Source organism: Methylobacterium ajmalii (genome assembly GCF_036448855.1).
In the GTDB taxonomy this organism is placed as follows: Bacteria; Pseudomonadota; Alphaproteobacteria; order Rhizobiales; family Beijerinckiaceae; genus Methylobacterium; species Methylobacterium ajmalii.
The window spans coordinates 1-12844 of the sequence record NZ_JAZFXT010000027.1 but is presented as its reverse complement, the minus strand read 5'-3'; the positions used below and the strand labels follow the sequence as shown (position 1 = coordinate 12844).

Sequence of the window (12844 nt, the reverse complement as noted above, 5' to 3'; positions counted from 1 at the left end):
GAACCCGCTCCATGCCGCACATCATCGTCAAGCTCTATGCCGGCCGCAGCGACGAGCAGAAGCAGCGTATCGCCGACGAGGTCACGAAGGCGATCATGACCGCCACCGGCTGCTCCGAGGGCTCGGTCTCGGTCGGCGTCGAGGATGTCGAGCCGAGCGCCTGGACCGCGTCCGTCTACGAGCCCGACATCGTCGCCAAGGCCGACACGATCCTGAAGAAGCCGGGCTACGCCCCGGCCTGATCCGGACCGTCCCGACGAAAAAAGCCGCGCTCCGTCAGGAGCGCGGCCCGATCACGGTCCGGCCCGCCGGAAGCGGGCCCGCGCGGGATCCTAGGACGCGGCGTCCTTGGCGGCGTTGGTCGCCTGGTCGGTGGCGCTGCGGGCGGCGTCGGTGCCCTTCTGCATCGCCTGACGGGCCTGCTCGGCACCCTGCTGCATGGCCGAGCGAGCCTGCTCGGCGCTCTGCTGCATCGCCTGCTTGGCGTTCTCGGCGCTCTGCTGCATCGCGCTCTGGGCGAGACCGCCGAACTCGCGGGCCTGGTTCTGCATCGCGGCGAACTGGCTGCGCACGAACTCGGCCTGGTGCTGCATCGCCTCCTGGATGTCGCGCGAGCGGACGAGCTTCTGCGCGAGGTCGAACGCGGCGTTCACGTTCTGCTCGGCGAAGGAGAAGCCGCGGCCGGAAACGTCCTGCGCGTTGTTGCGCGCCATCTCGGCCGAGCCCTGGAGGGTGTCGGAGGTCTTGCGGGCCGCGCCGATGAAGGAGTCGAACGCCTTCCGGGCCTGCTCGACGCTCTTCTCCGCGAAATCGCGCATCTCGGTCGGGATCTCGTAGTTCGGGGTCTGGGTCATGTTCGTCTCCTCGTTTTTTGACGCGGCCCTCGGCGCGGGACGCTTGGAACCTTGCCGCAGCGCGGTCGGGACCCGGCACGTATTGTGCGCTGCACAATAGCACGCTTTGGGTGAAACGCCACCTTTCCGGGGTTCGTTAAGGTTGACGGCACAATAACGCAACGACTGCGCATTTCGTGCCGGTGCGGGACGATGTCAGTTGGGTTAAAGCGAAGAGGGTTCGGCCCGGATCTCGCAGGATCCGGCACGGTGAGGGGTGCCAGAGGAGTGGCAGTGGGTCGGGACGTGCTCTTCGAGACGACGATCGAGGCCCTGAGGGCCCATCCGGCCTTCGGTCAGCGAATCGCCGGAGCCGACCGTGCCGTCCTGCTGCTCGATCCGGGCGCCGAACGCGTGCTGTACGCCTCCCCGGCGGCGGCGTCCCTGCGCGACGCGATCGGCGACGCGGAGGGCCGGATCGACCCGGCCCTCGACCTCGCGCGGCAGCTGCGCGGCGCCGCAGGCCTGCCCACCGGCACGGCGCAGCCGCGGCTGGAGCGCCTGCGCTTCACCGCCGGTCGCCTCGCGCCGCCCCTGCTCTGCGCCTGCCTGCCGGCGCTCCTGCCGGACGGGACCACGGGCCTCGCCGTCGCGATCGTCGATCCCCTGCCCACGCGGCGCGGACGCCGGGGGGCGGCGCAGGAATCTGTCGCGCAGGTTCCCGAGACGCGAGAGCCCATTACGCCCGCTCTCGCCTCAGCGCGGGAGCATCCCGCGCCCGACGCCGCCGAGGCTCCGGTCGGGGCCCCCTCGTCTCAAACCCAACCTCACACTCAAGCCCCCATCCAAGCCCCCGAGGCCGGCCCCGCCCCGGCGGAGCCGCGGCCGGCCGCCGGTCCGGGCCTCCGCTTCCTGTGGCGCAGCGACGCCCACGGCCTCGTGATCGAGGCGACCGGGCGCCTCTCCGAGACCGTCGGCGCCTCCCCGGTCGGCCAGAGCTGGGAGGCGCTCCTCGCCGGGCCGGTCGAGGCGGAGCCCGCCCTCGCCGAGGCGCTGGCACGGCAGCGCACCTTCCGGGCCGTGCCGGTGCGCTGGCGTCTCGCCGGGACCCGGCAGGCGGTGGCGGTCGACCTGTCGGGCGCGCCGCGGCTCGGCGCCGGCCGCAGCTTCGCGGGATTCAGCGGCTTCGGGGTCATCCATCCCGAGCGGATCGTGCCGGCGGCCGACCGGCCCGAGCCGGCGCCGCCCAAGCCGCAGCGTCCGAGCCTGCGCGAGCGCGCCGCCGCGGTCATCGCCGTCGGCCGCCACGCGCCCGGCGCGGACGCGCCGCTCCCCGGCCCCGCCCGGCCCCGCCCGGTCCCGCCTGCCGATGCCGCGCCCGGCGCCACCGCCGAGACGCCCGACCTCGCCTCGATCGCCGGGGCGACCATGGCGGAGTTCGCCGGCCTGATGGCGGTGCCGTTCGCCCAGCTCGGGATGAGCTGGGGCTTCGCCGGCAAGCCGTCCGTCCGGGCGGCGGGTGCCGCCCCGGTGCCGGCTGCCAAGCCGGTGCCGGCCAGCGAACCGGTCGCTCCGGCGCCGCCCTCCGGCGAGACGAATGCCGCCCCGACGGCGCCGGAGGCGTCCGGCGCGGGCGCGACGGACCAGGCGACGCCCCGCGAGGACACGCCCACCGCTGAGGCGGCCGAATCGGACGCTCTGCCGGACACCTTGCCGGATGCCGCCGAGGCGGCGGACCCAGCGGCGGCCGACTCGACACAGGCGCTCGCCCCGGAGGCACTCCCCCCCGAGTCGACGGAGCCTGAATTTCCCGCCGCGCAGGCCATCTCCGAGGCCGAGGCCGTCCAGCCCCCCGTCGACGGGACGTCCGGCGACGAGGCCTCGACCGCGCAGACATCCGCACCGGATCTCTCCGAGACGCCGGCCCCGGCGACCGGGGATCCGGAATCCCCGACAGGCCGGGCGGCTCAGGACGAATCCCCCTCGGACGAGGAGGCGCCGCACGCCGCCGCCCTCACTCTCAACGAGCACGCGGCATTCCGCGAGATCGCCCGGGCGCTCGGTGCCCGCTTCGGTGGCGAACCGGGCGGCCTCGGCGGCGGAGCGCCGCCGCAGGGTTCGCCGGGCCGGGGCGCGGTGACGCCGTTCCGCGGCGCGCAGGCCCTCGCTCGCCTGCCAGAGCGCGGCACGGAGATGGCGCTGGCCCGCCTCGTCGAGCGGCTGCCGGTCGGGATCCTGGTCCATCGCGGCGACGAGGTGCTGCTCGCCAACCGCCACCTCCTGGGGCTCGCGGATTACGACACGCTCGAGGCCCTGGCGGCGGCCGGCGGCCCCGGGGCGATCTTCCGCGGCCGCGATCCGGCGGCGGCGGCCGGCTCCGGCGAGGGTGCGCCCATCGTGCTGGCGACCCGGGCCGGCGGCAGCGTGCCGGTCGGCGTCAGCGTCGCGGTGGTGGAGTGGGACGGGACGCCCGCCAGCGTCTTGACCGTCCGGCGCCTGCCCGACGCGGATCCGACCCAGTCCCTCGCGGCGGCCGAAGCCCACCTCGCCCACCGCGACGCGCATCTACGCGAGACCACCGCGGTCCTCGACGCGGTCACCGACGGCGTGGTGGTGCTCGACGACGAGGGCCGCGTCGTCGGGATGAACCGGGGCGCGCGCGACCTCCTCGCCGCCGACCCATGCGAGGTCGCGGGCGAGCCGCTGCTCGGCCTGTTCGCGCCCGAGAGCCGGCCGGCGGCCCAGGCCGCCCTGCTGCGGGCGAGCGCCGGCCAGACCGCCACCACCGGCGAGGAGGTGCTGGCGCGCGGGCCCGACGGCCCGCTGCCCGTCCTCCTCACCCTGGCCCCGGTGGCGACCGGAACCCAGCGCCGCGTCGCGGCCGTGCTGCGCGACGTCTCGGCGTTCCGGCGCACCGAGGCCGAACTGGTTCGGGCCCGGCGCGAGGCCGAGCGCGCCAGTGCCCAGAAATCCGATTTCCTCGCCACCATCAGCCACGAGGTGCGCACGCCGCTCAACGCCATCATCGGCTTCGCCGAGGTGATGCTGGAGGAGCAGTTCGGCCCCGTCGGCAACGAGCGCTACCGCGACTACCTGCGCGACATCCGCTCCTCGGGCGAGCACGTCGTCAGCTTGGTCAACGACCTCCTCGACCTCGCCAAGATCGAGGCCGGCCACCTCGACCTCGCCTTCGCGGGGCTTCCCCTCAACGACCTCGTGGCCGCGTCGGTCGCCCTGATGCAGCCCCAGGCCGCCCGGCAGCGGGTGGTGATGCGCACGAGCTTCGCCGCCGGCCTGCCGGCGGTGCTGGCCGACCAGCGTTCCTTGCGCCAGGCGGTGCTCAACGTGATCTCGAACGCGATCAAGTTCACCGATGCGGGCGGCCAGGTGATCGTCTCGACGGCGACGACCGACCGGGGCGGCGTGGCGCTCAGGGTGCGCGACACCGGCATCGGCATGAGCCCGGAAGAGGTCGAGGTGGCGCTCCAGCCGTTCCGCCAGGTCGCCACCGCGCAGACCCGCCGCGGCGGCGGCACCGGCCTCGGCCTGCCGCTCACCAAGGCCCTGGTCGAGGCCAACCGCGCCACGCTGCGCCTGACCAGCCGCAAGGGCGAGGGCACCCTCGTCGAAGTGCTGTTTCCGGCAGGCCGCGTGCTGGAGGCCTGAGACCGCCCGCGGGCGGGGGGCCCGCAGGTGGTCTATCGCGGGGCCGGCCCCGGGCGTAGGGTCGGATCCGACCCGATTCCAGGACCCGGCCATGCCGCCCCGCCCCGTCGCCCTCCTCCTCGCCGTGCTGGCCGCCCTGCCGGGCCAGGCCGTCGCCGCCGAGGGCCTGCCGCTGACCGTGCTGACCGAGCGCACCGGCCCGGCGGCGGCCGCGGGCACGCCGCTCGCCAACGGTCTCGCCGACTATCTCACGATGCTCGGCCGGCGCGACGGCGGGGTCGGCGGCGTCCCGCTCGCGGTCGAGGAATGCGAGACCGGGGGCGAGCCGGCCCGGGCGCTCGCCTGCTACGAAGCCGCGACCGCGCGGGGCAGCATCGCCCTGGTGCCCGCCAGCGCCGACGCGGCCCTGGCGCTGCTGCCGCGCCTCGCCGGGGACCGGATGCCCCTCGTCGCCGCAGGGTACGGCCCGGCCGCGATGGCGCGCGGCGACGTGTTCCCCTGGGCCTTCGCGCCGCCCGCCACGGTCTGGGACGGCCTCGGCGCCGCGCTGACCCACCTCTCCCAGGACGGCAGCGAGGGCAGCCCGCAGGGGCGCAGCCTCGCCTACCTGCACCGCGACAGCCCGGCCGGGCGCGAGCCGGTGCCGGTGATGCGGGCGCTCGCCGCGGAGGCCGGTCTCGCCTTCCGCGCCTACGCGCTGCCCGACGCACCCGACACGGGGGGCAGCGATCCCTGGCGCGCCGCCCGCGCGGCGGACCCCGACTACGTGATCCTCGACGCCACCGCGGGCCTCTCCGGCACGCCACTCCGCGACGCGGCGGCGGCGGGCTTTCCCCTCAACCGGGTCGTGACGGTCGGCTGGACCGGCGAGGACGACCTGCTGCGGCCGGCCTCCGGCGCCCGCGACCTCACCGCCAAGGGCCTGCGCGTCGTGAACTGGCACGCGCCCGGCGACAGCTTTCCGGCCTTCGACCAGATCGACCTCCTGGTGGTCGATGCCGGCCTGTCGCGCACGCCCAAGGAGGAGAATTCCGGCCCGCTCTACAACCGCGGCGTCTATGCCGGGGTGATCCTGGCCGAGGGCATCCGCAACGCCCAGCGCCTCGCCGGCCGCGCGCGGATCGACGGCCCCGAGATGCGCCGCGGCCTGGAGGCGATCGACCTCGACCCGGTGCGCTGGAAGGAGCTCGGCCTCGTCGGCTTCGCCCGGCGGCTGCGTCTCACCTGCGCCGACCACAGCGGCCATCGTCCGGCCACGGTGCAGGAATGGACCGGGGCCCGCTGGGTGCAGATCGGCGACGAGATCCCGGCGCCGCAGGCGCTCCTGACGCCGCATCTCGACGCCGTGGTGGCGGCCCAGGCCGAGCGCGTCGCCGGCGAGACCGGGACGGCGGGACCGGCCGCCCGCGCAAGCTGCGCAGGAAGCCCGTGAGCGATTTTGCAAGCATGTTGCGCCGCAAAAACCTATCCGCGTGATTCCGATCGGTTTCCGGCAACTTCTCCCGCCCCGATCCGGCGGCGGCGACGTCCGAAGACGACAGCGTCAGGCCATCCTATCCTTGGGGCATCTTGAGCGGAGATGTCGAAAACACCGGATCGGTGCGCTGCGGGGGCTGTACCCCGGGCCTGCATTCTCCTAGTGCGTTGCACGACGCGCGGGCCCGCGGCCCCGTCGCGCCGCCAGAATCCCACCTCCGGGAGGAGACCGAACCCGCGATGACATCCAGCGTCCAGAGCCGGCAATCCGCCGACGACCTCGCCTCGCCGAACCCGACCATCGCCGCCTACGACAACAAGGCCCGCATCAAGGCGATCATCGGCTCGTCGTCGGGCAACCTCGTCGAGTGGTACGATTTCTACGCCTACGCCTTCACGGCGATCTACTTCAAGGACGTGTTCTTCCCCGGCTCCGACCCGACGGTGCAGCTGATCAACACCGCGGCGGTGTTCGCCATCGGCTTCCTGATGCGGCCGATCGGCGGCTGGCTGTTCGGCCGCGTCGCCGACCGCTACGGCCGCAAGACCTCGATGCTGATCTCCGTGGTGATGATGTGCGCCGGCTCGCTCGTCATCGCGATCCTGCCGACCTACGCCCAGATCGGGATCTTCGCGCCGATCCTGCTGCTCTTCGCCCGCATGGCGCAGGGGCTGTCGGTCGGGGGCGAGTACGGCACCTCGGCGACCTACATGAGCGAGGTGGCACTGAAGGGGAAGCGCGGCTTCTACGGCTCGTTCCAGTACGTCACGCTGATCGGCGGCCAGCTCCTGGCCTCGCTGGTCGTGGTGCTGGTGACCCTCACCCTCGACGACAAGGCGATGACCGCCTGGGGCTGGCGCATCCCGTTCTTCATCGGCGCCGCGGCCGCCGTGGTCGCCCTCTACCTGCGGCGCTCGCTGCACGAGACCTCGACCGCCGAGACCCGTACCTCGCGCGAGGCCGGCAGCATGGCGTCGATCTGGCGCAACCATCGCCGCGCCTTCCTCACCGTGCTCGGCTACACCGCCGGCGGCTCGCTGATCTTCTATACCTTCACCACGTACATGCAGAAGTACCTGGTGAACACGACCCACATGGACAAGAAGACCGCCAATCTGGTGATGACGGCGGTGTTGTTCACCTACATGGTGGCGCAGCCGTTCTTCGGCATGTTCGCCGACAAGTTCGGCCGCAAGACCGCGATGCTGCTGTTCGGCGGGCTCACCACGCTGCTCACCGTGCCGCTGCTGCACGCGATCCGCGACGCGCAGAACCCGATCCTGGCCTATGCGCTGATCACCGCGGCCCTGATGTGCGTCTCGTTCTACACCTCGATCAGCGGGCTCGTGAAAGCCGAGATGTTCCCGGCCGAGGTGCGGGCGCTCGGCGTCGGCCTGTCCTACGCCATCGCCAACGCGATCTTCGGCGGCTCGGCCGAGTTCGTGGCGCTGACCTTCAAGGAGGCCGGCTACGAGACCACCTTCTTCTGGTACGTGACGGCGATGTGCGCCGTGGCGTTCCTGGTCTCGCTGCAGATGCCCGACAGCCGCAAGTCCGGCTACCTGCAGGGCGACGGGACGGCGTGAGCCGCTCCCGGCCGGGAGCGGATCGGCCGAGGACGAGGCCGGCGCATCGCGGATGCGCCGGCCGCTTTCGTCAGACGAACAGGCGCTCCTTCTCGAGCCCCTTGTAGAGGTCGGCGACCTGCGCGCCGTAGCCGTTGTAGATCAGCGTCGGCACCCGCTCGTCGGTGCCCAGCACCCGCTCGCTCGCCTGGCTCCAGCGCGGATGCGGCACCGCCGGGTTCACGTTGGCCCAGAAGCCGTATTCCGAGGCCTGCAGCCCCTCCCAGAAGGTCTTGGGCCGCTCGGCCGTGAAGGTGATGCGGTTGATCGACTTCACCGACTTGAAGCCGTACTTCCACGGCACGGCCAGCCGCAACGGCGCGCCGAACTGGTTGAGCAGCGGCTTGCCGTAGACGCCGGTGACCATGAAGGCCAGGTCGTTGGCGGCCTCGGCCATCGTCAGGCCCTCGGTGTAGGGCCAGGGGTAGAAGAACGCCCGCTGGCCCGGCGCCATCGCCTTGTCCATGAAGGTCTGCATCTGGATGTACTTCGCGTCGCCCTTGGGCTTGGCGAGCGCCACCAGGGCCGACAGCGGGAAGCCGGTCCACGGCACCGCCATCGACCATGCCTCGACGCAGCGGTGGCGGTAGAGCCGCTCCTCCAGCGCCATCTTGCGCACCAGATCCTCGAAGCCGATCTCGAACGGCTTCTCGACCAGCCCGTCGATCTTGATCGTCCAGGGCTCGACCTTCAGGGCGTTCGAGCCCGGGGTCACGGTCTTGTTGGTGCCGTACTCGTAGAAGTTGTTGTAGTCGGCACTGTAGCGCTCGGCCGTCAGCGGACGGTCGAGGGTGTAGGCCGGGTTCTGCTTGGCCGGGTAGAGGCCGGCGGTCTTGACCGCGCCCGTCCCCTCACCCGGCAGGGCCGCGAGCGCCGGCCCGCCGGCCAGCGAGGCCGCGGCGAGGCCGAGGCCGCCGCCGAGCAGCGCCCGCCGGTCGAGGAAGACCGATTCGGGGGTGGCGAGGCGCTCGGGCATCTCCCAGGCGCGCTTGACCTTGATGTGCATGATCCAGTTCCTCAGGCCGCGCCGGCGGCCGGGTCGCGGTGCGGTATCTGCCAGCGGACATCGGGGCGAACGGCCGGCGGCGCAAGTCACAGGTCAGCGAGGCGCGGATCATCGGGGTCCTGCCGCGGCGAAACGCGTATCTCCTGTGCCGGCTTCAGCGGAGACAGGGGCGCGGCCCCATGCGATACCGGGCCATGCCCCCGAAGAAGCCGAAGCATACCGCCTTTACCGTCGCCGTCTCGGCCGCCGATGACGGGGCCAGCGCCCCGGCGTTGCGGGTGTTCGTCGCCATGGCGACCGATCCCCTGGCCGCCGTCGCGGCCGTGCAGGCGGTGGCACCGGAGGCCTCGGTGGAGCTGAGCGGCACCCTGTCCGACCGCCTCGCCGCGCGCCTCAAGCTGCGCCCCGGCGAGGTGCGGCCGATCTGAACCGTCCGGCGGCGCGCCGGGCAGGGAGGAGCCTCGTCGGCATGCGCGCATCGGTCTCACGCATCCTCGGCGCCCTCGCGGGCTTGCTCCTCGGCGCGGCGGCGGCGCAGGGTACCCCGCCCCCCGCCATCCCGCCCGAGGCACGCCGCTCCGGCTTCGACCAGATGGCACCCGAGACCCGGGCGATGCAGGCCGACGACAGCGCCAATCCGGGCATGCTCTGGGTTCGCGACGGGGCCGACCTCTTCGCCCGCGCGCCCTCACCCGGATCGCCGCCCTGCGCCGGCTGCCATGCGGAATCGGCGATGCGCGGCGTCGCCGCCCGCTACCCGGCCTTCGACGAGGCGACGGGGCGGCCGGTCGATCTCGAGGGCCGGATCGACCTGTGCCGCACCCGCCACCAAGGGGCGACGGAGCTGCTACGGGAGGGCCACGACCTCCTGGCGCTCACCGCCTACCTGGCGAACCTCTCGCGCGGCCTGCCCCTCTCGCCCCCGGACGATCCTCGCCTCGCGCCCGCCCGGGCCGAGGGCCGGCGCCTGTTCGCGACGCCGATGGGCCAGCTCCGCTTCTCCTGCGCGGCCTGCCACGACCGGCAATGGGGCCGACGCCTCGGCGCCGCGACGATCCCGCAGGGACATCCGACCGGCTACCCGCTCTACCGGCTCGAATGGCAGGACCTCGGCTCGCTGGAGCGGCGCCTGCGCAACTGCCTCACCGGCATGCGGGCCGAGCCGTTCACCCCGGGCTCGGCGGAGGCCGTGGCGCTCGCGCTCTACCTGGCCGAGCGCGCCGCGCCGCTGCCCGTCGAGAGCCCGGGCGTGCGTCCGTGACGGCCTTGCGTCCGTGACGGCCTTGCGTCCGTGGCGGTGGCGGTGTGAGAGCCAGGGGCGTATCCTTCCGCCACCCGGAGGGCCCGCATGGCGCAAGACCACGATCACCACGGTCACGACCACCACGATCATGACCACGACCACCCGCATGGCAGCGAGCTGTCGCCGATGGAGCTGCGGGTGCGGGCCCTCGAATCGATCCTGGTCGAGAAGGGCTACGTCGACCCGGCCGCCCTCGACACCCTGATCGAGACCTACGAGACCAAGGTCGGGCCGCATAACGGCGCCCGGGTGGTGGCGCGGGCCTGGGTCGATCCCGCCTTCAAGGCGCGGCTCCTGGAGGACGGCAGCGCGGCGATGCGCGAGCTCGACGTCGGCGGGCGCGGCGGCGAGCACATGGTCGTGGTCGAGAACACGGCCGACGAGCACAACGTCGTCGTCTGCACGCTCTGCTCCTGCTATCCCTGGCCGGTGCTCGGCCTGCCCCCGGTCTGGTACAAGTCGCCGCCCTACCGCTCCCGCGCGGTGATCGACCCGCGCGGGGTGCTGGCCGAGTTCGGCACGGCGCTGCCGCCCGAGACCCGGATCCGGGTGTGGGATTCGACCGCCGAACTCCGCTACATGGTGCTGCCGATGCGCCCCCCCGGCACCGACCACCTCGACGAGGCGGCGCTCGCCGACCTCGTCACCCGCGACGCGATGATCGGCACCGGACTGCCCTTGAGCCCCGACCAGGTGGTGCGCGCATGAACGGCGGACAGGATCTCGGCGGGATGCAGGGCTTCGGCCCGCTCGGCTTGGAGGCGGACGAGCCCTGGTTCCACGCGCCGTGGGAGAAGCGGGTCTTCGCCATGGCGATGGCGATGGGCCTCACCGGCACCTGGAACCTCGATGCCAGCCGCGCCGCCCGCGAATCGCTGCCGCCGGGCGAGTACCTGACCTCGAGCTACTACCGGATCTGGTTCCGGGCGCTCGAGAAGCAGGTGCAGCAGCACGGCCTCGTTGAGGCCGGCGAGCTGGCCGCCGGCGCGGCGCTGGCGCCGCCCGCCCCCGTGGCCCGGGTGCTGAAGGCCGAGGAGGTGGGACCGCTCTTCGCCCGCGGCTTCCCGAGCGACCGCCCGGTGGCGACCCCCGCCCGCTTCGCCCCCGGCGACGAGGTGCGCGCCAAGATGATCCACCCGGCGGGGCACACCCGCCTGCCCCGCTACGTCCGCGGCCGCACCGGCACGGTCGAGCGGGTCCATGGCGGCTTCGTCTTCCCGGATTCGAACGCCGCCTTCGCGGGCGAGGCGCCGCAATGGCTCTACACCGTACGGTTCGCCGCCATCGAATTGTGGGGCGAGGACGCGGATCCCGGTCTCACCGTCTCGGTCGCCGCCTTCGAGAGCTACCTCGAACCGGCGCGCAGGACAGCGGCATGAGCCGCCCGCCGGACGCCCCGGTCTTTTCCGCCCCCTGGGAGGCGCAGACCTTCGCGCTCGTCGTGTCGCTGCACGATGCCGGGGTGTTCACCTGGACGGAATGGGCGGACGCCCTCGGCCGGTCGGGCCACCGCACGGCGGATTACGCCCTGTGGCTGGAGACGATCGAGACGCTCCTCGCCGCGCGCGGCCTCACCGACGCGTCGGCCCTGGAGGCGCGCCGAGACGCCTTCGCCCGCGCCGCGGCGGCGACGCCGCACGGACAGCCGATCCTGCTGGAGAACGATCCGGGGGCGTGAGGGTGCCGATGGATTCCCGGGGCGCGGCGGTGTGTGATTAGGGGTCCCGGATCGACCTTTCACCCGGCGGCCCGGCCGGCGGCGGCGTCCAGGCGGTCAGATCGTGTAGGGAACATGCACGTTCGGATCGCCTGCCGAGAAGTCCCGCGTGTTGCGCGTCACCAGCGCCAGGCCATGAACCTCTACCGAGGCCAGGATGATTGCGTCTGGCAGCTTGATCCTGCGCGCCCGGCCCGCCTGCTCGCGGATCGCCTCGTCGATCGCGATGACGGCAAAGCTTTGGAGGAACAGCCGCGTAGCGACGTCGTCCTGTGGGCTCGCGCCGATCGTGACCTCCATCCAGGTGATCATGCTGATCGCGCGCTCCGAATGTCGGGAGAACTCGGCCCGCGCCTGCTCACGACCGACCAGGAAATCGATCAGGATGGTGGTGTCGTAGAGCGGCTTCACCACTCCGCGCGCAACCGGCTCCGGAGTTCGAGGCCGTCGATCGGACGATCTCCCCAGCTCCCGAAGAAGCGATCGAGATCGGATGCGCTCCCGTGCCTGGATACGAACTCGGCGATCAAAGACTGCACGAGAGCCTCGCGCGACACGTGCTCGCGAGCGGCGATCCGGTCGAGGGCCTCGACCTGTTCGGGCGGAATTTCGACGATGGCCGGCATGGCATCCTCATCAATGGTCGCCATTCTAGCAAGCAAGTCGCCGCACGCGAACGAATGAAGGCCGCTCCGAGCCGCCGAGGCCGGCGATCACGCTAGAGAGCTTCACGATCGCGCTGCAATCGCGAAGCTCTCTAAGAGCGCCTAACAGAACGGCACGATTGGGTCGGTTGGGCGTTGGGGTGGTATGGCTCGCCCGCTTCTCCCTGACGATCTCTGGGCTGCGATCGCCCCGCTTCTGCCACCCCACCCGCCTCGCCCGAAGGGCGGGCGCCCCCGGGTGGACGATCGGGCTGCCCTGACCGGCATCCTGTTCGTGCTGCGCTCGGGCATCCCCTGGGAGATGCTGCCGGCCGAGATGAAATGCGGCTGCGGCATGAGCTGTTGGCGCCGGCTGCGCGACTGGCAAGCGGCCGGCGTGTGGCGGCGCTTGCATCAGGTCCTGCTCGAGCGCCTACAGGCGGCGGGTGAGATCGACTGGAGCCGAGCGAGCGTCGACAGCGCGAGCGTGCCGGCCAAAAAAGGGGGTCTGCCACCGGCCCGAACCCGACGGACCGGGGCAAGGCGGGGACCAAGCGCCACCTTATCACCGAC

General features: G+C 72.7%; 13 protein-coding genes and 1 pseudogene. 10 read left to right on the top strand and 4 right to left on the bottom strand.

Annotation, left to right across the window (positions count from 1 at the left end; genetic code table 11):
* The first annotated feature begins 11 nt into the window (after nucleotides 1-11).
* Entirely contained in the window at nucleotides 12-242 is a 231-nt protein-coding gene (locus tag V3T34_RS13285) for a tautomerase family protein (RefSeq protein WP_060848140.1), read from the top strand.
* 90 nt (nucleotides 243-332) lie between these two features.
* On the opposite strand, the gene V3T34_RS13280 is transcribed toward V3T34_RS13285, so the two are convergent.
* Nucleotides 333-854: a phasin gene (locus tag V3T34_RS13280; protein WP_060848141.1), complete on the bottom strand. Its 522-nt coding sequence runs from the start codon at nucleotides 852-854 to the stop codon at nucleotides 333-335.
* A 267-nt stretch (nucleotides 855-1121) separates the two neighbouring features.
* Between V3T34_RS13280 and V3T34_RS13275 the strand changes: the two genes are divergently transcribed.
* From V3T34_RS13275 to V3T34_RS13265, 3 genes are all read left to right on the top strand, one after another.
* Nucleotides 1122-4499 (top strand): ATP-binding protein, encoded by a 3378-nt coding sequence (locus V3T34_RS13275; RefSeq protein WP_305078822.1) that lies wholly within the window; start codon nucleotides 1122-1124, stop codon nucleotides 4497-4499.
* 91 nt (nucleotides 4500-4590) lie between these two features.
* Nucleotides 4591-5931 (top strand): ABC transporter substrate-binding protein, encoded by a 1341-nt coding sequence (locus tag V3T34_RS13270; RefSeq protein WP_305078821.1) that lies wholly within the window; start codon nucleotides 4591-4593, stop codon nucleotides 5929-5931.
* A gap of 284 nt (nucleotides 5932-6215) precedes the next feature.
* The gene (locus tag V3T34_RS13265) at nucleotides 6216-7562 is read left to right on the top strand and encodes an MFS family transporter (RefSeq protein ID WP_305078820.1); all 1347 of its coding nucleotides are present in this window, start codon (nucleotides 6216-6218) and stop codon (nucleotides 7560-7562) included.
* Nucleotides 7563-7632: 70 nt separating this feature from the next.
* Here V3T34_RS13265 and msrP read toward each other — a convergent pair whose 3' ends face one another.
* The gene (msrP, locus tag V3T34_RS13260; protein WP_091748496.1) at nucleotides 7633-8607 is read right to left on the bottom strand and encodes a protein-methionine-sulfoxide reductase catalytic subunit MsrP; all 975 of its coding nucleotides are present in this window, start codon (nucleotides 8605-8607) and stop codon (nucleotides 7633-7635) included.
* A gap of 194 nt (nucleotides 8608-8801) precedes the next feature.
* Between msrP and V3T34_RS13255 the strand changes: the two genes are divergently transcribed.
* From V3T34_RS13255 to V3T34_RS13235, 5 genes are all read left to right on the top strand, one after another.
* Nucleotides 8802-9035 carry a hypothetical protein gene (locus tag V3T34_RS13255; RefSeq protein WP_060848146.1) on the top strand — a complete coding sequence of 78 codons (234 nt, stop codon included), beginning with the start codon at nucleotides 8802-8804 and terminating at the stop codon, nucleotides 9033-9035.
* 41 nt (nucleotides 9036-9076) lie between these two features.
* Entirely contained in the window at nucleotides 9077-9868 is a 792-nt protein-coding gene (gene soxA, locus V3T34_RS13250; RefSeq protein ID WP_305078819.1) for a sulfur oxidation c-type cytochrome SoxA, read from the top strand.
* Nucleotides 9869-9955: 87 nt separating this feature from the next.
* The gene (gene nthA / locus V3T34_RS13245) at nucleotides 9956-10618 is read left to right on the top strand and encodes a nitrile hydratase subunit alpha (RefSeq protein WP_305078818.1); all 663 of its coding nucleotides are present in this window, start codon (nucleotides 9956-9958) and stop codon (nucleotides 10616-10618) included.
* The gene (gene nthB, locus V3T34_RS13240) at nucleotides 10615-11289 is read left to right on the top strand and encodes a nitrile hydratase subunit beta (RefSeq protein WP_305078817.1); all 675 of its coding nucleotides are present in this window, start codon (nucleotides 10615-10617) and stop codon (nucleotides 11287-11289) included. The genes nthA and nthB overlap by 4 nt, the downstream gene beginning before the upstream one ends.
* The gene (locus V3T34_RS13235) at nucleotides 11286-11588 is read left to right on the top strand and encodes a nitrile hydratase accessory protein (RefSeq protein WP_305078816.1); all 303 of its coding nucleotides are present in this window, start codon (nucleotides 11286-11288) and stop codon (nucleotides 11586-11588) included. Before nthB ends, V3T34_RS13235 begins: the two co-directional genes overlap by 4 nt.
* Nucleotides 11589-11684: 96 nt before the next feature.
* On the opposite strand, the gene V3T34_RS13230 is transcribed toward V3T34_RS13235, so the two are convergent.
* Nucleotides 11685-12041, bottom strand: coding sequence for a type II toxin-antitoxin system VapC family toxin (locus V3T34_RS13230; protein ID WP_305078815.1), 357 nt, complete (start codon nucleotides 12039-12041; stop codon nucleotides 11685-11687).
* Nucleotides 12035-12277 (bottom strand): ribbon-helix-helix protein, CopG family, encoded by a 243-nt coding sequence (locus V3T34_RS13225; RefSeq protein WP_305078814.1) that lies wholly within the window; start codon nucleotides 12275-12277, stop codon nucleotides 12035-12037. The genes V3T34_RS13230 and V3T34_RS13225 overlap by 7 nt, the downstream gene beginning before the upstream one ends.
* 160 nt (nucleotides 12278-12437) lie before the next feature.
* Between V3T34_RS13225 and V3T34_RS13220 the strand changes: the two are divergent.
* A pseudogene (locus V3T34_RS13220) lies at nucleotides 12438-12844 on the top strand (IS5 family transposase); the annotation flags it as partial.

Coding starts and splice junctions, on each gene's coding strand:
- V3T34_RS13285 (WP_060848140.1), top strand. CDS start 12: ATGCCGCACATCATCGTCAAGCTCTATGCCGGCCGCAGCGACGAGCAG.
- V3T34_RS13280 (WP_060848141.1), bottom strand. CDS start 854: ATGACCCAGACCCCGAACTACGAGATCCCGACCGAGATGCGCGATTTC.
- V3T34_RS13270 (WP_305078821.1), top strand. CDS start 4,591: ATGCCGCCCCGCCCCGTCGCCCTCCTCCTCGCCGTGCTGGCCGCCCTG.
- V3T34_RS13265 (WP_305078820.1), top strand. CDS start 6,216: ATGACATCCAGCGTCCAGAGCCGGCAATCCGCCGACGACCTCGCCTCG.
- msrP (WP_091748496.1), bottom strand. CDS start 8,607: ATGCACATCAAGGTCAAGCGCGCCTGGGAGATGCCCGAGCGCCTCGCC.
- V3T34_RS13255 (WP_060848146.1), top strand. CDS start 8,802: ATGCCCCCGAAGAAGCCGAAGCATACCGCCTTTACCGTCGCCGTCTCG.
- soxA (WP_305078819.1), top strand. CDS start 9,077: ATGCGCGCATCGGTCTCACGCATCCTCGGCGCCCTCGCGGGCTTGCTC.
- nthA (WP_305078818.1), top strand. CDS start 9,956: ATGGCGCAAGACCACGATCACCACGGTCACGACCACCACGATCATGAC.
- nthB (WP_305078817.1), top strand. CDS start 10,615: ATGAACGGCGGACAGGATCTCGGCGGGATGCAGGGCTTCGGCCCGCTC.
- V3T34_RS13235 (WP_305078816.1), top strand. CDS start 11,286: ATGAGCCGCCCGCCGGACGCCCCGGTCTTTTCCGCCCCCTGGGAGGCG.
- V3T34_RS13225 (WP_305078814.1), bottom strand. CDS start 12,277: ATGGCGACCATTGATGAGGATGCCATGCCGGCCATCGTCGAAATTCCG.